The organism is Spirosoma sp. 48-14, assembly GCF_001898575.1.
In the GTDB taxonomy this organism is placed as follows: Bacteria; Bacteroidota; Bacteroidia; order Cytophagales; family Spirosomataceae; genus Spirosoma.
In genome coordinates this window covers 50,760-75,961 of the sequence record NZ_MKUD01000027.1, presented here as the reverse complement: position 1 = coordinate 75,961, position 25,202 = coordinate 50,760, and the positions used below count along the sequence as shown (strand labels likewise).

23 protein-coding genes are annotated in these 25,202 nt (G+C 48.6%); 8 read left to right on the top strand and 15 right to left on the bottom strand.

Annotated elements, in window-relative coordinates:
* Positions 1–92: 92 nt before the first annotated feature.
* From BGO59_RS15970 to BGO59_RS15960, 3 genes are all read right to left on the bottom strand, one after another.
* Positions 93–1,355 carry a nucleotide sugar dehydrogenase gene (locus BGO59_RS15970; protein ID WP_293684624.1) on the bottom strand — a complete coding sequence of 421 codons (1,263 nt, stop codon included), beginning with the start codon at positions 1,353–1,355 and terminating at the stop codon, positions 93–95.
* Between the two features lie 40 nt (positions 1,356–1,395).
* A complete protein-coding gene (locus tag BGO59_RS15965; protein WP_293684623.1) occupies positions 1,396–2,163 on the bottom strand; it encodes a hypothetical protein in 768 nt (255 codons plus the stop codon).
* 150 nt (positions 2,164–2,313) lie between these two features.
* Positions 2,314–3,087: a M48 family metallopeptidase gene (locus BGO59_RS15960; protein WP_293684622.1), complete on the bottom strand. Its 774-nt coding sequence runs from the start codon at positions 3,085–3,087 to the stop codon at positions 2,314–2,316.
* A gap of 357 nt (positions 3,088–3,444) precedes the next feature.
* On the opposite strand from BGO59_RS15960, the gene BGO59_RS15955 reads away from it, so the two are divergent.
* A complete protein-coding gene (locus tag BGO59_RS15955; protein ID WP_293684621.1) occupies positions 3,445–3,846 on the top strand; it encodes a Dabb family protein in 402 nt (133 codons plus the stop codon).
* 19 nt (positions 3,847–3,865) lie between these two features.
* Here BGO59_RS15955 and BGO59_RS15950 read toward each other — a convergent pair whose 3' ends face one another.
* Positions 3,866–5,317 (bottom strand): MFS transporter, encoded by a 1,452-nt coding sequence (locus tag BGO59_RS15950; protein ID WP_293684620.1) that lies wholly within the window; start codon positions 5,315–5,317, stop codon positions 3,866–3,868.
* 163 nt (positions 5,318–5,480) lie between these two features.
* Between BGO59_RS15950 and BGO59_RS15945 the strand changes: the two genes are divergently transcribed.
* Both BGO59_RS15945 and BGO59_RS15940 read left to right on the top strand, forming a co-directional pair.
* Entirely contained in the window at positions 5,481–6,605 is a 1,125-nt protein-coding gene (locus BGO59_RS15945; protein WP_293684619.1) for an acetamidase/formamidase family protein, read from the top strand.
* 78 nt (positions 6,606–6,683) lie between these two features.
* Positions 6,684–7,022, top strand: coding sequence for a YrdB family protein (locus tag BGO59_RS15940; protein WP_293684618.1), 339 nt, complete (start codon positions 6,684–6,686; stop codon positions 7,020–7,022).
* A 51-nt stretch (positions 7,023–7,073) separates the two neighbouring features.
* Here BGO59_RS15940 and BGO59_RS15935 read toward each other — a convergent pair whose 3' ends face one another.
* The 4 genes from BGO59_RS15935 to BGO59_RS15920 form a co-directional block, all read right to left on the bottom strand.
* Positions 7,074–7,499 carry a hypothetical protein gene (locus BGO59_RS15935; protein WP_293684617.1) on the bottom strand — a complete coding sequence of 142 codons (426 nt, stop codon included), beginning with the start codon at positions 7,497–7,499 and terminating at the stop codon, positions 7,074–7,076.
* 44 nt (positions 7,500–7,543) lie between these two features.
* On the bottom strand, positions 7,544–7,993 hold the full coding sequence (locus BGO59_RS15930) for a DUF1569 domain-containing protein (protein WP_293684616.1): 450 nt from the start codon (positions 7,991–7,993) through the stop codon (positions 7,544–7,546).
* 19 nt (positions 7,994–8,012) lie between these two features.
* Complete coding sequence (locus BGO59_RS15925) at positions 8,013–8,303, bottom strand: hypothetical protein (protein ID WP_293684615.1); 291 nt, start codon at positions 8,301–8,303, stop codon at positions 8,013–8,015.
* Between the two features lie 218 nt (positions 8,304–8,521).
* Positions 8,522–10,186, bottom strand: a complete 1,665-nt coding sequence (locus BGO59_RS15920) for a glycosyltransferase family 39 protein (RefSeq protein ID WP_293684614.1) — start codon at positions 10,184–10,186, stop codon at positions 8,522–8,524.
* 209 nt (positions 10,187–10,395) lie between these two features.
* Here BGO59_RS15920 and pgi point away from each other — a divergent pair, with 209 nt between their 5' ends.
* From pgi to BGO59_RS15900, 4 genes are all read left to right on the top strand, one after another.
* Positions 10,396–12,054 carry a glucose-6-phosphate isomerase gene (pgi, locus tag BGO59_RS15915; RefSeq protein WP_293684613.1) on the top strand — a complete coding sequence of 553 codons (1,659 nt, stop codon included), beginning with the start codon at positions 10,396–10,398 and terminating at the stop codon, positions 12,052–12,054.
* 157 nt (positions 12,055–12,211) lie between these two features.
* On the top strand, positions 12,212–13,138 hold the full coding sequence (locus tag BGO59_RS15910) for an outer membrane beta-barrel protein (protein WP_293684612.1): 927 nt from the start codon (positions 12,212–12,214) through the stop codon (positions 13,136–13,138).
* 102 nt (positions 13,139–13,240) lie between these two features.
* Entirely contained in the window at positions 13,241–13,807 is a 567-nt protein-coding gene (locus BGO59_RS15905; protein WP_293684611.1) for a bifunctional precorrin-2 dehydrogenase/sirohydrochlorin ferrochelatase, read from the top strand.
* Positions 13,808–13,825: 18 nt separating this feature from the next.
* Positions 13,826–14,374 carry an NADPH-dependent FMN reductase gene (locus BGO59_RS15900; protein WP_293684610.1) on the top strand — a complete coding sequence of 183 codons (549 nt, stop codon included), beginning with the start codon at positions 13,826–13,828 and terminating at the stop codon, positions 14,372–14,374.
* A 78-nt stretch (positions 14,375–14,452) separates the two neighbouring features.
* Here the strand turns inward: BGO59_RS15900 and BGO59_RS15895 are convergent, their stop codons facing one another.
* The 5 genes from BGO59_RS15895 to dtd all read right to left on the bottom strand — a co-directional run bounded on the left by BGO59_RS15895 (position 14,453) and on the right by dtd (position 19,159).
* On the bottom strand, positions 14,453–14,785 hold the full coding sequence (locus BGO59_RS15895; RefSeq protein ID WP_293684670.1) for an MGMT family protein: 333 nt from the start codon (positions 14,783–14,785) through the stop codon (positions 14,453–14,455).
* 109 nt (positions 14,786–14,894) lie between these two features.
* A complete protein-coding gene (locus BGO59_RS15890; RefSeq protein WP_080055381.1) occupies positions 14,895–15,467 on the bottom strand; it encodes a DUF3109 family protein in 573 nt (190 codons plus the stop codon).
* 86 nt (positions 15,468–15,553) lie between these two features.
* Positions 15,554–17,920, bottom strand: coding sequence for a LysM peptidoglycan-binding domain-containing protein (locus tag BGO59_RS15885; RefSeq protein ID WP_365982235.1), 2,367 nt, complete (start codon positions 17,918–17,920; stop codon positions 15,554–15,556).
* A gap of 48 nt (positions 17,921–17,968) precedes the next feature.
* Positions 17,969–18,610 carry an O-methyltransferase gene (locus BGO59_RS15880; protein ID WP_293684608.1) on the bottom strand — a complete coding sequence of 214 codons (642 nt, stop codon included), beginning with the start codon at positions 18,608–18,610 and terminating at the stop codon, positions 17,969–17,971.
* Positions 18,611–18,706: 96 nt separating this feature from the next.
* Positions 18,707–19,159, bottom strand: coding sequence for a D-aminoacyl-tRNA deacylase (dtd, locus tag BGO59_RS15875; protein WP_293684607.1), 453 nt, complete (start codon positions 19,157–19,159; stop codon positions 18,707–18,709).
* A gap of 1,071 nt (positions 19,160–20,230) precedes the next feature.
* On the opposite strand from dtd, the gene BGO59_RS15870 reads away from it, so the two are divergent.
* Positions 20,231–21,613, top strand: coding sequence for a glycoside hydrolase family 88 protein (locus tag BGO59_RS15870; protein WP_293684606.1), 1,383 nt, complete (start codon positions 20,231–20,233; stop codon positions 21,611–21,613).
* 261 nt (positions 21,614–21,874) lie between these two features.
* Here the strand turns inward: BGO59_RS15870 and BGO59_RS15865 are convergent, their stop codons facing one another.
* Entirely contained in the window at positions 21,875–22,306 is a 432-nt protein-coding gene (locus BGO59_RS15865) for a nuclear transport factor 2 family protein (protein ID WP_293684605.1), read from the bottom strand.
* A 175-nt stretch (positions 22,307–22,481) separates the two neighbouring features.
* The gene (locus BGO59_RS15860; protein ID WP_293684604.1) at positions 22,482–24,899 is read right to left on the bottom strand and encodes a TonB-dependent receptor; all 2,418 of its coding nucleotides are present in this window, start codon (positions 24,897–24,899) and stop codon (positions 22,482–22,484) included.
* Between the last annotated feature and the right edge of the window lie 303 nt (positions 24,900–25,202).

The window sequence follows — 25,202 nt, the reverse complement described above, 5'->3', positions numbered from 1 at the left end:
CAATACACCGCCATGCACATCGACGTGAGGCTACTCTTTATCCCTCGCGTCGTTGCGCCCTGGCGGTGTATTGAAGATTCTGATCGCTCCGGCTATAGCCGCATGTCGGCCACTGATTTATCCAGCACCGACTTCACATCGAACACAACGGAGGTTCTGTCTTTTTTGAGGGCTGCTATATCCAACATCAACAATTGGTCATGAGCAACCGCCAGAACAATAGCGTCGTACGTCTGGTCAATCGTTGTAATCAGGTCGATACCGTACTCCTGCTTCACCGTTTGGGACGACGCCCAGGGATCATACACATCAACGGAGACGCCAAAGTCGGTCAGTTCGCGGTACACATCGACCACTTTCGTATTTCGCGTATCGGGGCAATTTTCCTTAAACGTAATCCCCAGAATCAAGGCCCGACTCGTGTGAATCAATACGCCATTACTGATCAGCTTTTTTAGAATCTTTTTGGCGATAAACAACCCCATACCATCATTTACAAGCCGTCCGGAAGCGATCACCTGCGGATAATACCCTAAACTTTGGGCTTTATGGACCAGATAGTATGGGTCAACGCCAATGCAGTGCCCCCCTACTAATCCCGGCCTGAAGGGCAGAAAATTCCATTTGGTGCGGGCTGCTTCCAGCACTTCGTGTGTATCGATCCCCATCCGATCGAAGATGAGCGCCAATTCATTGACGAATGAGATATTAATATCGCGCTGGGCGTTCTCAATCGCTTTAGCGGCTTCGGCCACTTTAATAGACGGGGTTTTATAGGTTCCTGCATCGATGATCGAACGGTATAGCTCGTCAACAAATGCGGCTGTCTCCGGAGTAGAGCCCGATGTAAGTTTGCGAATCTTCGTAAGGGTTCGTTCCGTATCACCGGGGCTGATTCGTTCGGGCGAATACCCACAAAAAAAATCCTGATTATAAACAAGCTGGCTGGTACGTTCCAGAACGGGTACGCACTCGTCTTCGGTACAACCCGGATAAACCGTCGATTCATAGATTACCGTATCCCCTTTTTTTAACAGCTTGCCTACCGCAGCCGATGCCATCAGCAAATAGCGTAAATCTGGATTTTTAAACGCATCAATGGGCGTTGGGACGGTAATAATGAATACGGTACAATCCGACAGATCAGTTACTTCGGAACTCAATACCAGCATTTCGGAACCAACTATTTCCTCTCTCGTTACAGCAAACGTTACGTCATGGCCTTGTTGCAACTGCCGAATCCGCTCCAGATCAATGTCATAACCAACGACCGGGTATTTCCGGGAGAAGGCAACGGCCAGCGGTAACCCAACGTAGCCTAATCCGACAATTCCTATTTTGGTTGCTTTGTGCATATTCGTGTTGTATGCCCTTCATACTCATCATGTAGCCTCGTCACTTTTCTCTGGCTCTCCAGATTCGACTCGCCGTCAGGTTGATCAGAGCATTAATAATGAAGCCGATTCCGAAGGCGACAGCGACTGAAAACTGGTTAAGCAAAAACGCCTGTAAAAAGAGAAAGGTTGTAAATCCGAGCAGGCCCATCACCAGGCCACGCAAGGTCATAATGGTAGCCCGACTTCCCTGCAAGGTATGCGAAAAAATGGCCAGAATGGACGTCAGAATTGGGAAAGGCGTTAGAATACCGCTCCAGGTTGGGCCAAGTACACTGGCCAGCCCCGTGATCACCAGCACGAACAAGGTAGCTACCAACATCCGAATCGGAATCTCGAATGGCAAACGCCGAGCCTTAACGGCCTGCATGGGCGGAGTTGGGAAGAGCCGGACAACTAGGAATACGAGCACAATAACCAACCCGTAGCTCACCCATAAACGCAACTGTAAATAACTGAACAATAGTGCTGTAGCGGTATATATCACATACGACAGCATCAAGGTAGGAAACCAGCTATAATTCCGACACAAGGCCGAATAACTATAACAAAAGGCGATCAGGGCCAATATGCCAGTCATGGTTCCCTGAATGGAATGAATGCCGAAATCTTTTCCCTGCTCCAGTATAAAAAACAGTAGAATTGGCCCAGCGATCCAGGGCATACTTCCGATTAACCCACCCAGTTGATTCCCCCATCGTCTGGCTGCCAGCGTGACCAGAGCGATCACCGACGGCATCAGGGTTACTTTCAATAGGAGAATATTCATAGGCGGGCCAGTTACAAATAGCCCGCAAATTAGTCTGAAATGCTATATAGAACGAGTGCGACCCCACCGGGGGCGAATGTTTATAGCCTGCATAGCACTATATCCCTTCCATCCTGATGAGGTCGCACCTTTCAATCAAAAAAGGATTGATTATCGTAGCAAACCCTCTCGACGGGCACGGTCGCGGACACGCTGCGCACGCGCTTTACTGTCGGGGTGACTCGACATGATCGTTGCTACTTGCCCCCCTTGTCCTCCGCCACTCAGTTTAGCCAGCTTCTCAAAAGAGGTAGCCAATGCCAGCACACTATATCCATTTCGTTTCAGAAAACTATAACTGTAATCATCCGCTTCGGTTTCCTGCTTCCGGCTGAATGAGGCCCCTACCAGATAATCGGCTACGTCGCCCAACTGCGAGCGCGAAATTTTACCGATTACCCCTGAGTTAGCCGACGCTACATCCCGTATGGCTGACCGTTGTAAGGACCGTTTCATAGCATCGCGTACATCATGATTGGCAACATGGCCGATTTCATGACCCATTACGGCCAGCAACTCTGTATCGGTCATAATGTCCATAAGTCCCTGAAATACCCGAACGCTTCCATCGGCCGTAGCAAACGCGTTGACATCCTTTACTTTATATACTTTATAGTTGAGTGGTATGCCACTAATGGTATGATGGCGTTTAACAATACGATTCAGTCGTACCGTATAAGGATCGCTCGGGCCTGCTACCGGATTTTGCGCATCCATTTGAACCATAGCCTGCCGTGAATAGTCCGCCACCTGTGCATCAGACAAAGTAGCCGAACCGATGGCTGCCATACCCGCTTTCACCAGATTCGAATCCAGTCGGATTTGCGCCTGAGTGATCAACGGGAGGCTAAGCAGCCAGAAAACTAGTTTTGTTATACGTTTCATCGTTGAGTGAATTAAGTGTTAGATAACTCTATCAGACATAGAGCCTATTAAAAGACTAGTTAAGGGATCGAAAGGTTTAGTGAAGCTATTTGTGTAGTCATTTTACAGCTTTTTTCCAGTTAGGGTGAGGGCAGATTCTCAAATCTGCCCTGAGTGCGGTTTCTCAAAACCGAGCCAGGCCAACCGTTCGGTTTTAAGAAACCGTACGCGTCAGGTTGGAAGAACCTGACCCCACGAACGCAAACAACTTCTTAATAAAGCCCTGCTCTGAAATCAGATGTAAATTTGCTGGGGCACAAATCGTTCGTCATTTTTGCTGACAAATCAACCTGTATACACCCAATAGCCCGCATTCTGATGAGTCATCAATCACGAAGAAATTTTGTCAAAAACAGCGTAGCTGCCGGACTGGGAGCCAGTCTACCAGCTGTAGCACCCGAAGCGGGGCAGCTATTTGTGCACCATGTACTGTTTTACCTGAAAAATACCGGAAGTGAAGCCGACAAAGCCAAATTGCTGGAGGGGCTGAATAAACTGGCTAAATGCCCAACTATAAAGCTGGTTCATATTGGCACACCCGCAGCTACCAACCGCGATGTGATCGAACGGAAATACACTTATTCGTGGCTTTGCTTTTTCGACAGCCCCGCCGACGAAGAGGCCTACCAGAAGCATCCCATCCACGATGATTTCCGAAACAACTATGCCCATCTCTGGGAAAAAGTTGTCATCTACGATTCAATTGGCCCTAAACGATAGTGAACTGCCCGTGACCAGATCAGACTTCTGAAACAGTCACGGGCGGTGATGGTTTTGTGGCTCGCCCCCGGCTGAATGAAATAATGGCCCCGGTAAACACCAGCCCCGCCATGACCCGATACGCATAATGCATACCTAGCAACTGGGCCTCAACGGTTTCGTAGGTCACCTGATGCGCCAGCGCATATCGGTTGCGTGTACTGTACCAGACCGCAGCCGCCAATGCAATGCCCACCACAAACCCCAGATTTCGCATAAAGGCAATCATACTACTGGCAATTCCCCGCTGATTCATTGGAGCCGCGTTAAGAGCACTGCTGCTATTGGGCGACTGGAACAGGCCAAATCCCATGCTAACCAGCGCACTCCGCCAAACCACATCATTCCACTCCCAAGCGGTATCCAGAAACGAAAAGGCAAAATAACCACAGGCCGTTATCAACAACCCGAAACTGGACAGCCATCGCGTGCTAACCCGACTAGACAGATACCCACCCAAAGGAGCCACCAGGCTAAGGGTAAGTGGGCCAGCCAGCAACACCAACCCCGCCCGTTCGGGATTTAGGCCAAGTAATTGCTGCAGAAAGAATGGAATCACAAACAGGTTGCCGCCCGAGGCAACAAACCCACAAAAAGCCGCCAGAATGGCCGAAGTGAACGGCCAGATTCGAAATAAGTTTAATCGTAACATGGGTTCACTAACCCGCGTTTCCCAGAACAGGAACAAAGCCAGCAACACAACACCGATAGCCAGTAGGGAGATCACTAGCGGGTTATCCCAGCCGTAGCGGGGTTCAGGTCCAAAATCCAGCCCGGTCAGCAACGAAATAACACCCAGTAGGAACAGCCCTGCTCCGACCAAATCAAAACGTTGTCCGCTTACTTTGGGCGTTTCGGGCAAAATGGTCCAGGCTCGCCAGATGGCAATTAGCCCGATGGGAACATTTACAAAAAAGATACTGGTCCAGCCAAATTTTCCCAGCAATAAACCACCAATGACCGGCCCGGCGCTGGAACCTGCGGCTACAATAGATCCCATAAATCCCAACGCCTGTCCTCGTTCATTTGGCGCAAACGCGTCACCGATAATAGCCGGTCCAATGGCGAAGATCATGGCGGCCCCTAACCCCTGCACGACCCGAAACGCTACCAGCGACCACAAACTCCAGGCTAGTCCGCAAAGCAACGACCCCAGCACAAAAACGCAGAAGCCGGTAATATAAAGCTGCCGACGGCCGACCCAATCCGACAGTTTACCCATAATCAGCAGGGTACTGGTGGTCGTCAGCAGGTAACACAGTACGATCCATTCCACACTGTCGCCAGCCGCCAGTTCCCGGCGAATCGTCGGTAGGGCAATGTTGACAATACTGCTATCGAGCGTCGACATGAACGTGCCGAACATGACCGTTCCCAGAATGATCCATTTATTGGGCGATGATGATGGGACGGAGGTAGTGGGCGATGACACAGGCAATTCAGGTTACTTCGGGAAGGTAACAGGTTAATACGCTGGGTTGTTTCGGGCAATTCTGATTAAAATCGACAACAAAATGACTGTCGACGAAGCAACTGAACAGCGATTTTTTATCTTAGTACACTCATTTTCTGAGACAAACTACCATAACAACCTGATGAAAACAACCCGACGTTCGTTCCTCCAGACCACCCGCAACGGATTGGCGGCTTTGTCGACCAGCCAACTAACGACCGCATCTCCTCTATTGGTATTAGAGGCAGCCTCCAACGCCCTGCCGATAAAGCCCGATCACATCGTTCGGTCATTGCCTGAAAACATGGTATGGGGTTACTTTGGCGCCGATGTACCACCTGTCGCTAAAGTAGCCGATGGCGATACCGTTGAAATTCAGACAGTTAATCCGTCGGGGGTAAGTCGAACCAATCCCGAAGAGTTTTATACCAAAAACAAGTTACCCATCGACCAGCATGCGCAGGAAGTGATTGCGATTCTGAAGAATGTAAAACCAGAACCATCCGGCATTCGCGGCCATATGCTGACGGGGCCGATCTACATCGAAGGCGCTGAGCCGGGCGATAGTCTGGAAATCCGCATCCTCGACCTCACGTTTCCAGCTCCCTTTGGCGTCAACAGCGTCTGGCCGGGCGGTGGTGGGATTCCCGACGAGGTAAAAACCCGCGAAACATTCGTGTATCGATACGATATGAAACGCAAAACCGCAACGTTTAAGGAAGGTATCGAGATTCCGCTAAAACCGTTTATGGGCGTCATGGCGTTATCGCCACCCGCCGACATGGGCCACCAGAGTTCGATACCACCCAATTTTTACGGGGGTAATCTGGATATCAAACACCTCACGAAAGGAACAACCTTATTTCTGCCGGTATCGGTCCCCGGTGGATTATTTACGACTGGCGATGGGCATGGCGCACAGGGGAATGGGGAAGTGAGCGGGGTAGCCATCGAAACAGCCATTAACCTCACAGTGAAATTCATTGTGCACAAAGGCAAAACGCTGAAAAATCCCCGCGCTGAAACCCCCACCCATTTCATCGCCGTCGGCCTGGATAAAGACCTGAACAAAGCCATGAAAAACGCGCTTTCAGAAGCCTGCGCCTTCATTCGCGACGAACTGGGCTTTACATTTAACGAAGCGTTGTCTATTGCCAGTACCGCCGTCGATTTTGAGGTGAGTCAGGTAGTCGATCAAACTCTGGGTGTGCATGCCATGATCCCGAAATCGATCTTTACGAAAAAGAAATTTACATTCTGGGCTTAGCTTTTCTGTCGTTCCGGTTGGAGAGGTGTTTTACCTTCCTTTCTGACCGGAACGACACCATTTCAATCAATACTGTCCATGCAACTTCTGAAAGGTCTGCACCAAACCCTATATTTTCTGCTGGAACTCTGTATGTTAGGCGCTTACGGCTATGCGGGATTTCACCTGAGCCAGCACCCTTACGGAAAATATCTCCTGGCAATTGGCCTGCCACTGGCAGCCGCAACACTGTGGGGTATTTTTGCAGCACCCCGCTCAACGCACCAGCTTAGCTTTCCCTATCATACGCTATTTGTACTGCTTATGTTTGGCCTGGCTTTTTTTCTATTATACCGAACAGGTTATACGCGTTTGGCAATCACCTTAGCCGGACTAGCGTTCGTCAGCGAACTACTTGCCTTGTTGCTGAAGGATTGACCTAGTCCGGCTACGAACACGTACTCGGCAGAACAACAGGAAATTGACGATTTACTTTGCCTTTACCTGTACCACATACGTACGAACAGGCTGACCAGCGCCGGGTTGATTCAGCGGTCTTGTCGAAAACACGACGTTAGCGGTGCCGACCGTAACGCCCTTGATCTGAAATACTGTGGGGCCATTATTGGTTCGTTTCAATGTATCTACAGCGGGCGCAAGCTGCTGCCGGGACACATCCACCACTTCCTGGTTATCCGACGTACCGATCAGTTCCGATGTCCCATCGCCCCGGCTAGGTATGGAAATTTCCTTGATCTGCCCCACATCGATCGTCAGTCGTTTTTTAGAACCCACATCCGAGTGAGTACAGGCTGATAAACACAGCAAAAAGAGGATAAACCAGCCGTAGCTGACGGTTAACCGGTAGCCCCGACGTAAGGAGGAGCATTGAGTTGATTGTAGAGAGGTAGCCATGCTCCTTATAACGAACGGGCTACCTCAACGGTTTGACAAAGCGATCAAACACCAAACTGCCGCAGATGATGATCCAGGTGCTTATACATCCCAATACTCCATTGCTCGGGAGTCAGTTCCCCGAAAAATGAATGAGGATGCGTCGTACACCTTGCAGGGCCACCTACCGAAAACTGCTTAACGAGTTGCATCAGTTTTTCTTTCTCTGCTTCAAATACGCGCTGATCGGCCACAACAAAATCCTTATGCGTAGGCCCGTTTCTATTGAACGGTTTCTCATTGTAGAAACTGGTTTTAACGAAAGGAGCCAGTATACGGCCAATGAATAATCGTGGAAGTTTTTTCTGGCCAGTCGCCGTTTCCATGCCTACAGAACAATGTGCCAGCATCTGGGCTACATCCATTTTCCCCCACTGGCGCTGGGAATTTGGGCGTAGCTTTTCAATTCGACTCAGAATTTCGGCCAGAGGATTGGTTTCGTACAGACTTTTCATAGGTACGGCAAAGGGGGCTTCAGTTCTTTTTCTTACTGAATTGCAGGGTAGTTTTGCCACCGATTATGCGACCATTCTGATACTGATATGTTGAACTCACCCGTTTTTGCTCGATCTTTTTAACCATATCCGGGTTTGGCTGACCTGCCGATGCCGGGGATGGCGATGGCGTAGTCTGCACACCGTACTGGCTCGGCTGCTGGTATTTCGAAAAAGAATTCGTGGTGGGTTTGGCTTTTGTCGTATCAATCGACTGAGCCACAGCAGCAATAGATGCGCAGAGCATTGGAACGAGTAAGGCCTTTTTCATACGGTTTGTGTTTAGCAAAATCAACTGACTTATCATCCCTTAAATAAGTGATGGCCCCAATAGGGGCAAGTGTTTCTAAAAAGCTTTATAACTGGAAACACTTGCCCCTATCGGTGTGATACCTTTTGCAAGTTGCTTATTACAAGTAAGTTAGTAATAAAAAGGATCAAAAATATCAGAACATCGAAACAAAAGAGCTTCGATGAGTTTAATCAAGCCTATTTCGCCTGACGACGATAGAAGACGAAGCCGTTCTCCTGGCCCGTTTTCTTTACATCGGGCAGGGAGTCGAGCAGGGTGGGTTGCTCGGATGCATGACGGATGAAGAGTACATCTTTATCGATCTTACCGTGCAGCAGCCAATCGTCGTTATAGGCATTCGGATTCGTTACGGGCGGTTTCATTGTATAAAAAAATGGGCCATAGCTATGGTAGCCGTAGGTTTTCACGTATACATTCTGCCCCTGCGCCCGTTCAAAGAACCGCATGGCAGCCGCCTGTGAAATGCCTTCAATCCGCCCAATAAAGGCCCAGAGTGTCAGGGTTATGAATACAGCCATTCCCCCAAACAGTACAACGGATGCCTGCGCGGGTTCGTGATGGTTATACCATCGAATGACCAACACCAGAATAATCAGCAGCCATATACCAGGAATCAGTGTCCAGTAAGGCCAGTCGATATTGGCGTCCAGATTACCCTGTGAAAACGCATCCTGATCGGCAAACTGGCGAACAATATCCATCCGATGGGCAATCAGCGGCAAGCCCCCCACGGCCAGCACGAAAATACCGCCAACGATAATCAGTCCGGCCCGTAGCCAGTTGCTGAACTGAATTTTCCGGTCTTCCAACTGCGACAATGTCAGCGCGGCAAAGTAGGTCAACGGGAAATAGCAGAGCGACGAATAATGGACAATTTTCGACTGGACAATGCTGAACAGAACCAGGACTACCCAGAACAGAATGAGCATCCACTGCCGGAAATCACGCTGGTAATTTCGTTCGATAAATAGCGGTCCAAACGCCCGGAGTGCAAAAATGGATGCGGGAAAGCAGCCCACCAGCAGAATAATGAAATGGTAACCCGGAAAACCCACATGCCCCGCATCGGGCGTACTAAGCAATCGAATACTATACGCCAGAAACTCCCGTACCAGCGTTGGGCCATGCAGGTAAATATCGAGCCCATACCACAGCAGCGAACCTACCGAAGCCGCCAACGAAAAGCCTATAAACTGGAAGGGCGTAATAAACCAGCGAAATCGGTTGAGCGCCCAATAGGTAACCAGTACCAGAAAAATAATCAGGTAGGCTACCGGTCCTTTGGTCAGAATGGCCAGGCCCAGCACAAAGCCCCCGATCAGGATGTACGTCCACTCCGGTTTGGGTACAGTCATGGCGCCACCGAGTCGTTCACGTTTCCAGGAAGCAAAAATCAGATTGACTAACCCAATGAAAATAAACAGGTTGAAAAACGGATCGATAATACCTGAGCGAAAATACAGGTGGGGTGTTACCGACCCCAGGTAAGCCAGCGACCATAACAGCCCAAACCGATGCCCGTGGAGTTTCTGGCCCAGGTTGTAGAGATACACCAGGGTGATAATCCCACAGATGGCATTCGGTAGTCGGGCCGAAAACTCATTGATGCCAAACAGGTTCATCATCATCGACTGAAGCCAGAAAAACAGCGGTGGTTTTTCGTAAAATGGCTTAAAATCAATATGTACGTGTAGATAATCGCCCAGGGCAATCATCTCGCGGGCACACTCAGCAAAGTTAATTTCGTCCCAGTCAAATAAGCGTACCCCGCCCAGAAACGGGATAAACAACAAGGTTCCCACCACCGTAAGGACGAGCGAATAGAAAAGTTTTTGATTCATTCAACAACGTAGTCAGCAACACAAAGGCTATAAAAGAATGGCAAAAATAGCCGAAAAAAGATTGCCGGGATTCACGATATTCGCGCCGATAAGTCAGTTATCGGTATATAGGTTTCAGATTTTAGTGAGCTGGTCTATTATTTCACCTGTGAGCACCAACCGTTAAAAACCTGAAAACCAATACCGGAACCATAAATCAGACTCCCTCTATGCTTGCCAACCATCGATTTACCGAGCTAGCCGCTTATGCTCCGTTACAGGCTCATTACGACCGTTTAAAAGACCGTCATTTACGGGATTTGTTTGCCGAAGACCCACAGCGGTTTGCAACCTTTTCGCGACAGTTTGAGGACATTCTTCTGGATTTTTCGAAAAACCGGATTACGACCGAAACGCTGGACCTGCTCATTCAGCTCGCTAATCAGGCCAAACTGAAAGACGCTATTGGCAAACTATTTTCGGGCGACAAAATCAATCGAACCGAAGATAGGGCCGTTTTGCACATAGCCCTCCGAAATCGGTCCAACACCCCGATTCTGGTCGATGGAAAAGATGTGATGCCGGATGTAAACGAGGTGTTAGCCCACATGAAATCGTTTACCGAACGCATTCGGTCGGGCGAATGGAAAGGCTACACGGGCGAAGCCATTACTGATGTCGTGAATATCGGTATTGGTGGTTCCGATCTGGGTCCGGTTATGGTTACCGAAGCGCTGAAGCCCTACGGCGACGATAAAAAGCTACGCGTTCATTTCGTTTCGAACGTCGATGGCGTTCACATCTATGAAACGCTGCAAACCGTTCGGCCCGAAACCACACTCTTTCTGATCGCTTCCAAAACATTCACCACGCAGGAAACCATGACCAATGCCCAAACGGCCCGTCAGTGGTTTCTGGATGCTGCGAAGGATGAAGCGGCCATTGCCAAACATTTTGCGGCTTTATCGACCAATCAGAAAGACGTCGAGAAATTCGGGATCGACCCCAGCAATATGTTCGGCTTCTGGGACTGGGTTGGTGGCCGGTATTCACTCTGGTCGGCGATCGGGCTGTCGATTGCGCTCTACATCGGCTTCGATAAGTTCGAGGAATTGCTGGATGGGGCTCACGCAATGGATAATCACTTCCACGATACACCCCTAGACCAGAACCTGCCTGTTATTCTGGGCTTAGTGGGCATTTGGTACAACAACTTCTTCGGCGCACAAACGGAAGCTATTCTGCCGTACGACCAGTATATGCACCGCTTTGCCGCTTATTTCCAGCAGGGCGATATGGAGAGTAACGGCAAATCGGTTGATCGTGACGGCAATCCCGTTGATTACCAGACGGGGCCAATAATCTGGGGTGAACCGGGCACCAATGGGCAACATGCGTTTTACCAGTTGATCCACCAGGGCACCAAACTAATTCCCTGCGATTTTCTGGCACCCGCCATCAGCCAGCGACCCATTGGCGAACATCACAAAATTTTAATGGCTAATTTTTTCGCCCAAACCGAAGCATTGATGAATGGCAAAACAGAAGCTGAAGCAGCCGACGAATTGCGCAAGTCAGGCAAGAGCGAGGATGAGGTGAAGGCACTGACACCTTTCAAAGTTTTTTCGGGCAATCGACCAACGAATTCGATTCTGTTCAAAAAGCTGACCCCTTACACACTGGGGAACCTGATTGCTATGTATGAGCACAAAATCTTCACACAGGGCGTTATCTGGGATATTTTCAGCTTCGATCAATGGGGCGTAGAACTTGGCAAACAACTAGCCAACCGTATCCTGCCCGAACTTCAGGACGATGCAACGGTCAGCTCGCACGACAGTTCGACCAACGGTTTGATGAATGCCTTCAAAGCAATGCGAGCAGAATAAATTATAACGTCGGTTAGCCGCAGATTCTGACGGAGTTACGAGATTAAAATTTAATCGAAACCGACGTTCGCCAAAACATTGCTCACAATACGTCTGTTAATGGGGTGTAATTTCGATTACACCCTTTTTTAGTGCAACTCAACGACATAAGCAAATTATGAAAAAGCAATTCTCATTCCTGGCAATCTGCCTGTGTGGTTTTGGCCTGGCTAATGGGCAAACCACCTCTACTACGTATTCGACTACGACAAGTACAAGCACTTCGACTCCTGCTTACTCAACCCAGACGACAACGGACACCACGAATTCGATGAATAATTCGAACTCGATGAACAACAATTCGATGTCGAACAATAGTATGTCGGATAGCTCGTCGATGAATCAGATGAACAATGCGAATACAGTGCCAAACAGCACGTACTCGACCAACAGCATGTCGCCTGCCGACAATACCCAGACGACAACCGTGACCACCACGGAAACAACCCGAACACGGGATAAAAAAGCAAAGGATTACAAAAACTTCGTATTTGGTATTTATGCAGGTCTGAACACGACCAAATTTAAAGGGGAAAGTGTCAACACAGGTGGTGATCTATCAGGCCGACTGGGTTATCAGGCTGGTTTCTTCGTGCGTGGAGGTGGCCGTTTGTTTGGTCAATTGGGTGCTGAATACTTTGCCTCTAGCTCAAACTACTTTACCAAAGGAGACGGTCAGAGCGCGCAAAACATTCAGGATCAGATCAATATCCAGTATGTCCAGATTCCGGTTTACATCGGTTATAAACTCCTTGAATCGGACCGTGGTATTTCGGCCATTCGTTTGCAGGCAGGTCTTGAATACGCCAACCGAATCAGTTCCAGCAGTGGTCGATTTAATCTGACCAATGCTGAAATCAAGAGTGGTACGTTCAATGCACTGGGGCAGATCGGCTTTGATATTGGTCCGCTGTTGATTGACCTGACTTACCACCACGGCTTAAGCAACTCGATCACGAACCCAACCAATGGAAATACCACCACAACGGGTTTCAATGGTTCGCAACGTCGGGTTCTGAGCGCCAGCGTAGGCTTTAAGTTCTAAAAAACGAATCAGTCATTCGTCGTCAGTCGATAGGAGTTCGTTTGCAAAGTAGATTTGGCTTCCCAAATTTGCTGGCAACTCCTATCGACTGACGATTTTTTTATGAATACACTGTTTCCCATATTCGTTAAAGCCGACCATCTACACATTCTGATCGTTGGTGGCGGATACGTGGGTCTGGAAAAGCTGACCGCCTTACTCAGTAACTCGCCCGATGCCCGTATTACGCTCGTAGCGCCTGCCATCCGGGAGGAAATTCAGACGCTGGCGACTCAATACCCGAAGCTCCAGTTGATCCATGAACCCTACGAGTCTGCTCACTTGTCGGATAAAGACCTGGTGATTGTCGGGACAAACGACAAATCAGTAAATCAGCAGGTTCAGGTCGACTGTAAACATCAACGCATTCTGGTCAATGTAGCCGATACGCCTGACTTATGCGATTTCTACCTGAGTTCGGTCGTCAAAAAAGGGGATCTGAAAATCGCCATTTCGACCAACGGAAAGTCGCCAACCTTTGCCAAGCGTTTTCGGGAAGTCCTGGAAGATATCCTACCCGATAGTTTGCAGGAAACCCTCGATAACCTGACAGCCATCCGAAATCAGCTCAAAGGCGATTTTGTCCAGAAAATGGAGAAACTAAACGAGATCACGAAGGTGTTGCGTTGATACGCCGACAACAACACCATGAACATTCTCGCCATTTCGGGTAGTCTTCGCGCTGCGTCGACCAACACATCCCTCCTTCGCGCAGCCGCCAAACTGGCTCCGGCAGGTGTAACGATCAGTCTTTACGATGGCCTGGACGATTTGCCCCATTTTAGCCCTGAGCGGGATATTGATCCAGCGCCCGAATCGGTGAGTAAGTTACGAAATCAGCTTCGCCAGACTGATGCGGTTATGATTTGTACGCCCGAGTACATCCACGGAATGCCGGGGGCACTAAAAAATATGCTCGATTGGCTGGCCTCGTCGGGGGAATTCGTTTACAAACCCGTTAGTGTGATCAGTGCGGGGCCATCGGCATCAGGTGGTTCGCGGGCACATGCGTTGTTATTGCATACCATGGACGTTCTGACGGCCCATTTACCCGAAGGTGCTTCGCTAATTGTGCCTTCTGTTAAAACGCGCCTGAATGCTGGTGGCGAAATTACCGACCCAATACTGGCTCAGGAACTTCAGGCAGCTATTGCTTCGTTGGTCAACGCTGTACAGCATCCCGCTGCAACGGCTTAGCTTGGTCACGATCGACTGGCCACTAAACTGGTGGCGTACCAACACTATCTGGATGAGTAGGCAATCAGGTCGATGTATTTACAGGGTCAACTCGATAGTCGGGTCCCAATACATGGTCTTGAAGTCTACCACTTTATCGTTTTCCACCCGAACACCTTCATCTTCAAGTAGTTGCTGCATGATAGTCGGCCCACCGAAAAAGTGCTTGCCGGATAAGACACCCACACTATTCACAACCCGGTGCGCAGGCACGTCCGGGCGGTTATGGCAACCGTTCATGGCCCAGCCAACCATGCGTGCTCCTGCACGGAGACTCAGGTAACGGGCAATGGAACCATAGGTCGTAACACGCCCTTTCGGCACGAGCCGTACAACCTCGTACACATCTTCAAAGTAATCGCGCTGCTCCATGACAAAAGAGTTGTAACACAGAGATTCGCGGAGTAAGAGGAGATACACAGAGTATGGTTATAGCTCTGTGCGGCTCCTTTTACTCCGCGAATCTCTGTGTAATAGTCAGTTAATCAGTAGTTTTTTCTTCAACTGCTCTTACTAATCGATTGTACCAATCGTCGCCATAGGCCCGAATGAGCGCTTCACGGACAAATTTGTAGATAGGCACATTCAGTTGTTCACCAAAGCTACAGGCAGGATTGCAGATGGGCCATCGGTCGTAGTTGAGCGCGTGAAAGGAATCGTATTTAGTAACCCGAATGGGGTATAGATGGCAGGAAATCGGTTTCTTCCAGTCGACTTTACCGTCGTTGTAGGCTTCCTCGATACCACATTTAAGAATCCCCCGCTCATCCCAGATCGCATACACGCACTCGCGTCCGCCCACAGTGGTAGTTACATAGCCACCATGTCCATCGGGTTCATAGCCCCCCTGCTGTTCAATGGCCCGGATGCCTTCGGGCGACAGGTACGGTTTGATGTCGTCATAAATCCGGTCGAGGATGGCCGGTTCGTCGTTTTCCAGCGGAGCACCCATGTCGCCCTCTACACAACAGGCTCCTTTACACTTATCTAAGTTACAGACGAAAAACTTCTCAGCCACATCGTCGCTGATACAGGTATGGTCAAGCAGAATCATACAGTAAAGATACAAAAATATGGCGAGGCCGGGTTATCATCAGCATAAACCCTGACAATAACCCGGCCTCTGTGCTGGTGAATCATTTACTTCATGATCTTTATCTTCTGCCCTTCACGTACAGTCACATCCGACAGGTTGTTCCAGGCTTGAATCTGCTCAATGGTAACGCCATAATTTTTCGAAATTCGGAACATGGTTTCTCCTTTGGCAACGGTATGGTAGGTCGCCGTTGGCTGAGCCGATTCGGAAGCGGATGGTCTAGCCGACGTAGTAGGTTGTACAGCCCGACTGCCAGGTGCTGCTTTCACAATCAGTTGCTGACCTACTTCCAGTACATTATCCCGCGTCAGGTTATTCATTGACAGCAGTTCATCGACCGTTAATCCGTACTGTTTGGAAATACTGTAATACGTCTGACCAAGCTCAACGGTATGGCTGGCGGCTGAGCGATTGGCAGCCCCGGTCGTAGTGGGGCGATTGGCAGGTACGGTTGTTGGCGAAACGGGTTTAGGCTCTACGGATGTGCTGGTCGAGGCATCAGGCCGCGTGTCGTTTTTAGCGACTGGCAAAGTCGCTGGCCGGGAAGGCGCCTTCGTCGGAGCAACTGGTGCTACAGTCGTCAGGGAGCCATCGGCCTGTTGTTCGCGAGCGCCCTCATATTTACTGGTTTCAGGACGGCCCATGTCCATATCGGATGCCGAAGCCGGTTTCGATTGTGGGGTTACTGCTGGCTTCTGGGTCAACGCAACGGGTTCCTCGGTTGGTTTAGCACGCTCTGGTGTTGTGGCAACAGGAACCGTTTTAGTTGGCTGCGAACTATCGGGCGTCCGTACAATTACCACCCGCTGTGACCCATCCGCACTACCCGATGGGACACTACTGGCCGGGACTGAACGACTCGTCGTGGGCGGGGTTGCTGAGCGAACTGGCTCTGTGCGTTGGGGAGCCGCTGGTTCCGACGTACCGTCGTTGGGCGTAACGCCCCCGCCTACCAATTTTGGCTGATATAGTTTACGTTCCGATGCGTTCCGGGGAACACTCTCCATACCATTCACATTTCGGTTGCCACCCGCTAAAGGTGTCGTCACAACGGCCTCAGTCCGTCGTGGTGGAGTTGGTGTTGGATCGTAAACTGGTGGCGTTGGCCCATTGATCACTTCTACGGGTTTGTTGCTGGGTCTGCGTTCACGCAGCCACATTACCCGGCCGGTTACCAGCTTTTGCACACGGTCCAGCCGGTTGTAGCGCATCAGTTTTTTTAGCCGTAGGCCATACCGCTGCGAAATGCTGCGTGCCGTTTCGCCATCCCGAACGGTGTGAAACGGAACTAATGCTTTCTTCCGCTTTTTGGCCAGGTAATACACATCGTTGACGATGATAGGATCGCGGTCGGACATATCGTTATACCGCAGGAAGCTCGACAGGCTAATTTTTGCTTTTCGAGCCAGCGACCCAGCATCATCACCCGCTTGTGCCTGTATACCCGGCAGTCCGTTGATTTCGTATAATATAGGCTCATTTTTACTGCTCAGCCCAGTCGTTACCCGACGTAAGACTGGGAAACCCACATCATTCTGAACAAAATCGGGCGTCTTCTTCCCACTTACTGTAACGATTTTCTGCCGGACATCGTTAATCTGGGTATTCACGACCGGAACAGCCATAATGTACGGCTTATCGGTTGGAATAGCATCGCCCAATACCCAGCGGTTGTATTTACGCAACTCAAATTCATCAACTCCAAGCTCTTCAGCAATGCCTTTTATAGTTTTGCCTCCGCCGTTCGGGTATTCAATCAGGGCAAAGCGATTGCTGGTCTGGTGTGTTTGCAGGGCATTCTCGATGGCAATCTTGTGCGCAAAGAACCGCAGAATGTACCGATCCGTACGACCGTCCAGCGCTACTTCCCGGGCATACGACCAATCGGGTGGGATCAGTTTGGCAATCCCACCGGCACCCAGATAGTATGAATACAGCGAGGCAACCCAGTTATTAAATTGGGCATTACTGCGTTTCAGGTATTTAGCGGCCCCATGCGTGGAAGCTGTAATGCTTTTACGCTCATCGATTTCGTCATCCACCCGCATGCCATGATCAAGAGCGGTTTCGCGTTTGAACTGCCAATACCCTACCGCCGTTGACGACGAGACCGCATCTGGCGTAAGCGAGCTTTCCTGAACAGCAAGGAATTTGAAATCAGTTGGCACGTCTTCGTCGATCAGAATCGCTTCGATCATCGGGAAATAAAGGACTACCCGATCCAGTTTAGCCGTCCAGTACTGCCGATTCGACAAGAGTGCGTTCACATCCTGCTGCACGATCCGCCGGGCATCGGGGTCAAGCCGTACTGAAATGTCGGCAAAGGTGAGTTGCTCGGGTACGACAGGTACACTTACCTGCGCCGATGCCAGCATGCCCGTCAGCAGAAAAAGAAGGGTTAGGATATGCATTCGTTTTTTCATACTTCGTACCGCTTCGGCGGCTCTTTTCAAGCGTAATTATCGTTTTCGAATCATCATAATCCCGTCTCGTACGGGCAACAGCACATTTTCTACGCGCGGGTCGTCCTGAATTTTCTGGTTAAATGCCAGCACAGCCGCCGTATCCAGATCCGATGGTTTTACTAACTCAACAACCTTGCCACTCCATAAGACATTATCGACCAGTATGAAGCCCCCTGGCCTCAGCTTATCAAAAATCAGGTCGAAATAGGTTGAATTGTTCCGTTTGTCGGCATCAATGAATACCAAGTCAAACGTTTCATTGAGGGTTGGCAGTATATCAGCAGCCAGGCCAACCCGAAAATCAATTTTGTTATAAAAAGGCGATTGCTTCCAATACGACCGGGCAAAGTCCTCCAGTTCCTCGTTCTGATCGATGGTAATGAGCTGGCCATCGTCGGTCAGTCCTTCAGCCAAACAAAGAGCCGAGTAGCCCGTATAGGTACCTAGTTCAAGAATACGTCGTGGGCGAAGCATGCAGGAAATCATAGCCAGAAAACGACCCTGCAAATGCCCGGAGAGCATGCGGGGAGCCATAATATGCGCACGCGTATTGCGGTTTAGCCGCTGAAGTAGCTCACTTTCGGGCGAGGTAAGAGCTTCGGAATAGGCGGTGATATTGGGGGGCAAAAAATCCATTCGGCAATGTACCTGACCGGTCTATCGGGCCGACAGGTAAGGACTGGTTTTAGTAAAATTAACGGATCGTTCAAATAAATCGACAAACCTGATCTACTAAATCCTATTTTTCGAGTCTATGACGATCGTAACGGGACCATCGTTGAGCAGCGAAACCTTCATATCAGCCCCAAATTCTCCAGTCTGAATAGGTTTTCCCAAGTCCATTGTAAGCTGCGCAATCATCGCTTCGTAAAGAGGAATAGCCACTTCAGGTCGGGCTGCTTCAATAAAACTAGGTCGATTCCCTTTTTTGGTACTGGCATGCAACGTAAACTGACTAATGAGCAAAATATTTCCTTCCACAGCGGCCAGATCCAGATTCATCTTCCCATCGGCATCATTGAACACGCGCATACTGACAATTTTTCGACTCAGCCACCCTACATCATCGCGGGTGTCGGTATGCGTAATACCTAGCAAAACCAGAAAGCCAGTTCCTATCTGGCCCTTTACCCGTTCATCAATCGTAACAGAAGCTTGGGTAACTCGTTGAATTACAACAATCATATTGGCATCAAAATGGTTATAAAACCGCTGCGTCAAAATTGACACTTTATACTTAAAAGAATTACTATTTTCTTTACTTTATCCCGTTAATTTATCACATAAGTTGATAACTATCTCGAAAAAGGGCGCCAAATTGCGATTGGCAAAAGTTTTGTTCAAGCATTGATTAAACTGGGCAATTTGCGTCTAATTACGTAATACATTATTTAGCCGTTTTTTTTCCATTTACTAAAAAAAATAAATCGGCTTAAACCTAATTACTCAATTGTTATCATACCCTACATGAATGACAAAAATGACATTGAGACATCCAACTAACTCGCAAAAAAATGGACAAGCGATTACTGTTACCGTTAATTATAGTAGCCATATTAGTTGCCCCTATTGGGTACATCAGCCTGTTAATCAATTGGTTTAAGAATTATACTAGCGGTATTACTTCCTACAATTCAACTGAAGTAGTTTGTGAAACAATAGCAGTACTCATCTACACCTATTTCGGTATTCGTTTTTTTAACCGACATGTAAATTCCTTGCACTAGCATTAACTATTACCATTATCAAGCGCTGTGGATTATAGAAGCGATAAATACTATAGAATCCACGGCGCTTATTTATTTTACGGGCTATTTCGTTACCAGAACCCCCACTGCTCCCTCGCGATAAAACGTACTATAAAAAAAAAGCCTCTGCTTCATCGAAAACAAATTTTCATTTGTCGATACACTGATCATTGGCCTTGTTTATCCTTTCTTTTATACGCTTTTAACGTTGTCTACCACCCAAACCAGAGTCCAGAAGGTCAAACAAGTTCTGGTGATAATAAGATACGTTTGTTTCAACTACCTTTCTTTCTGACACCTGCCATTATCGCTATTATCGTTCGAAGCGAGCTAAATACTCTTTCCTTTTTCTGCTCATTTTCAGCAGTAAAATTATCTGGATGTTCAGATAGGTCGGCATTGAGAAGGCAATAGACAGGTTTTTGTAATCTTTGGAGTATTCTACAAAGCAATTCACCTATTTATATGGTGATGCAGTTGATTGCCAACCTAATTCCAATTCTGTTTTATGCCTGTTTCCCCCGTAATTTCTCCCTTTACCAACCGATTTCTTGGGCTTTTACTAGTGGGGCTATCTGTTGGCAGCCCTCTTTACGCCCAGCAGCCCAAAGCCAATGATTCAACCACTCCGCTTCATTTGCTAAAGCCCGACTATCCTGTACCATATGGCCAGCCAAAGGTTGAGGAGGTAGCCAGTGTACTTCACCGAATCTACAGCTATCTGGATGCGAATACACCTACGCAACTTATCGATAAGGAAACCAAGAAAGATATTACTCCGGGCATTCCTTTTAACGCCAATGCCATTTTCAAACCCGGCGATTTCCGACTGATCAGTTATGAGTGGGGTGTAACGTACATGGGTATGTTGCTCGCCAGTCAGGCTACGGGCGATACGCGCTTTGCCGACTATACTAACAAACGGCTTCAGTTTATTGCGGAACAAGTCCCTTATTTTCGGGCACAGGTCACGGCCGATCCCCACGCGAATACGCCTATGCGATCAGTGCTGGCTCCGCACGCCCTCGACGATGCCGGTGCTATGTGTGCAGCCATGATCAAAGCCAGCCGGACCGGGGGAGTCAAGGCTGACCTGCGCCCCATGATCGATAATTATATCAATTATATCCAGACGAAAGAATTCCGGCTGACGGATGGCACCCTGGCCCGTAATCGGCCACAACCGAATACGCTTTGGCTCGACGACCTGTTTATGAGTGTACCGGCACTCGCTCAAATGGGTAAACTTACCGGCGACCGGAAATACTACGACGAAGCTACAAAACAGGTTCTCCAGTTTTCGAAACGGATGTTCAATACCCAAAAAGGACTCTATATGCATGGCTGGGTCGAAGGTATGAGTATTCACCCTGAGTTCCACTGGGGCCGTGCCAATGGATGGGGAATTTTGACGGCCGTCGAATTACTGGATGTGCTACCCGAAGATCACCCCAATCGTCCGGCGATTCTGGAGTTGCTAAGAGCCCACGCCAAAGGACTAGCAGCCCAGCAATCGGGTTCGGGCTTCTGGCACCAGCTTCTCGACCGACACGACTCGTATCTGGAAACCTCCGCCACAGCCATTTATGTGTACTGTTTTGCCCATGCCATCAATCGGGGATGGCTCGACCCACTGGCCTATGCTCCTGCTACGTTGCTGGGCTGGAACGCTGTAGCTACTAAAGTTAATTCAACGGGTCAGGTCGAAGGTGTTTGTGTAGGTACGGGTATGGGCTTCGATCCGGCTTTTTATTACCATCGGCCAATTAACCCCTTTGCCGCTCATGGTTATGGCCCTGCCTTACTGGCGGGCGCTGAAGTGATCAACCTGATCAAAAACCATACGTTTGAGATTAACGATAGCTCACTACAGCTCGTAAAAAAGAAATAAGGTTTACCGCTTAGGCCTTTGTATGAGGTTTGAAGATGCCTAAAAACAAGTTGTCAGCTATCGCCAGCCAGGATTAATTAATTGGCGCTGACAATAACTGACAATGCGTGAACGCCCTGTTAATACTGTTGTGAGAATCAGGCAGGTGAGTTCAGGAGAGTTAGCCAAAAAATACTGACTTATTTTGACTGATACGTTTTATCATAGGTTTTGCAGGATAGGCCCACCAGAGTTCTGGTGGGCTTATTTTTTGCTGACCGTCTAGATTTTTACGGCTTGCCGGGCTAATAACTTCCAGCTACCCTTTTGCTTGACCCACACCAGCAAGACCGATAACTTTACCTGCCCCGGCTTGCCTTTATCGAGCGTTTCACCGGACAGTTTATGCCGGACCAGAGCCGTATTATCGACTACTGTAATTACCTGGTCGGTCAGTTCAATACTAACAAAATCAGAGGTACCACTGACCAATGCTTCTACAAAAGCAGCTTTATCTTCAATTTTTCCACTCGAGTGGCCATAACTTAACTGGTCGGCAGCCAGTGCTTCCAGCTTGGCTTTATCGGGTGAGATCATCAATACCCGCAATTGTTCGACAGCCTGGCTAACAGCATCCTGGTCTCTTGCCGGTGAAAAACTGGTCAGCGTTAAAATGGTACAGAGCGTTACGAGGGCAAGCGCAATAGATTTCATTTAGATATAGAGGTTTTTAACAAAATTTGATTGAACAGTTACAGCGAACGGTGGTGTTGCTGTTCCATCAAAAGCTTACTGTATTTTTTTTTACCGTAAGTGACTTCCAAATTTACTAGAAGGTAAATTGATTACACTGGCGTTATAATTTAGAAGTTTTGGACCACAAAACTAGTTAAAAATCAGCCTCGTTAGCATCTTTCATTTTCTTTTTCGCCTGTCGTAATCGATAGTTGAATGTCAGATTAAACTGTCGTAACCTCCCCTGCGAATTACTTTCTGTATAAAAATTAGCCCCTTCTGTAATCGAACGATACTTACGCGAGTTAAACACATCAATTATGTTAAAAACCAGCGTACCGTTATTGTTTAGGATATCTTTACTGATTGACACATCGAGTGTGGCAATGGCCCGTCGGCTGCCTTGTGGTGTCTTCTGAGGAGCTTCGTAATTGGCCCGAAATTGGGCATCGGTATTTTTCCAGAATGTAAACCGGGAGCTTGTCCGGGCAAACCAGCTATAGGTGTCGCTCTGATAACGGGCATCCAGATTACCACCATTGGTAATGGCCCGGAAGAAATTGAGACTACCATCAAGCTTCCACCATTTATATAGGGTATACGAGCCAGCGAATTCTGCCCCATAAGAATGTTCAGTGGCCAGATTTTCGGGCCGGGTGGTCGAATTGCCTAAGGTATCGACCCGCCGGATACGGATAATTTTGCCAGTCGTATATCTATAATAAACCGATGAGCTAAACGAGCCTTTTTCTACGTATTTGATATGGCCCAGCTCAAAAGCGTCCGTAAATTCAGGATTCAGATCGGGGTTACCGCTGAAAAAATTCCGGCTATCACTAAACGTCATAAACGGACTCAAATCATTGTATTGAGGCCGCCGAACCCGCCGACTGTAACTAACCTGCAACGCGTGTTGATGAGGTAAGTCGTAGGTAGCATGAAGGCTCGGAAATAGGTTGGCGTAACTCCGTGGATTTACAGCATTGGTCTGTTTAAGCGTGGTCGTTACATCGGTCCACTCGGCTCGCAAGCCTGCCTGATACGAGAATTTCCGAATCTTATTCCCAACAATTCCGTATAGAGCGTTAATCTTTTCCTGGTACAGAAAATCGTTGGTCAGATTCGGTAGTGCGAACCAGCTTCCATCCGAGTTCTGCTGCGTAACAGTGTAATCGTTCGTCATGTTACGCGTACTACTCCGCAAACCACCTTCTATTTTGCCATCTTTCCGGAACGGGCGCACATAATCGATCTGCACCAGAAACTGCTTTTCCGTTTCGTCATTGACGGCCCGTTGCAGGATATTCGGAATGCCTGATGGAGCACCATTGGGCAGAAACGTCTGTTGGGTAAAATACTGGTCCGATTTCTCCCAATTGTCCAGATACCGAACATCCGCCGTGAGTTCATGTCCTTCCCGCGCAAACGTCTTTTTATAACTAACGGTGTATTCGGAGTTAGGCTCGGTTTCGGTTTCATCCTGTGTCCGGTTGGTGATTCCCTTCGGATTAGCCAGCGTACTCACATAATCCAGATAATGAATGTCGGAGAAGCGTTTCCCCTTACTGATGCGCCAGGTGTAAGCCGCCGTCAGAATGCTTTTAGGATTGAAATAATAGTCGATACCGGCGCGAGCGTTGTTGTTCTGCCCTTTCAACTGACTGGTCGAATTTTGCTGCGAAATGAAGGTTGAATCGTTTCGGTACACTTCCTGATAAATGGAATTTCGACCCGGCGTATTTCGGTACGAAGCCGTGTAATTGATAAAGAAATTCAGGTTTTTACGTCGATAGTTGACGTTGGCAGCAGCTCCAAAATTGGCCGGATAGCCAGTTATCACATCGAACGAGCCGTTAAAGCCTTCCTTTCGTTCTTTCTTCAAAACGATGTTAATGATGCCGCCCATACCTTCGGCTTCGTATCGGGCCGATGGGTTAGTAATTACCTCAACCCGCTCAACCATACTGCCCTGCAATTGCTGCAGGCCTGCTCCCCCCTTGAGGCTGACCAACCCAGACGGTTTTCCATCGATCAGAATCCGAACACTATTGCTTCCCCGCAGACTGACGTTCCCTTCACCATCTACGGCTACAGACGGTATATTTTTGAGAATATCCGACGCCGTTCCACCTGCATTTGCCAAGTCCTTGCCAACGTTGAAAATTCGTTTGTCAAGCGACAACTCCATCTGACTTTTCTCGCCAACCACGACAACTTCCTCCAGCTTTTTCGCGCTGGACTTCATCACCGATACGCCAAGTTGTACATCCTGGGTCGTAACGTGAAGGTCGTCAATAACTTTTTCCTGATAGGAAACGGCACTGGCTTTCAGCTTGTAATGTCCTGGTTTGACCTGTAAAGCAAACGTTCCAGCTTCGTCAGCAACTACTCCCGAAATAGGCGTTGTACCCGATGCCTGATATAAGGCAATAGATGCGAAGGCAATCGGCTTACTGGCTTCATCGACAAACGTACCCCGAATCCAGATTTGGTGTTCTGTTTTTGGGCGCTGAGCAAAGGCAAATGTCGAACAAAGTAACAGAAAAGTAATTCGTAACGTAAATGAAGGCATAGCTTGAAAACGGCAACGTCACTGACCGAGCGTTTAATAATTTCGGAAAGAGAAGGTGAGCCAGACTGAATGAATCTGTAGATAGTACATAAAGAAACGAGGTGGACCTATCTACCAATTCGCCACTTAGAAGTCCTTTGATTTGATCACCTTACTGGGTTTTACCTAGATAGGGTGAGGGCCGATTCTCAAATCGGCCCTTCGCTCGGTTTGAGAAACCAAGCCAGACGAACCGTTCGGTTTCTCAAAACCGAACGCGTCAGGTTTAAGAACCTGACCTCACGAAGTCAACCAACTTCTTAA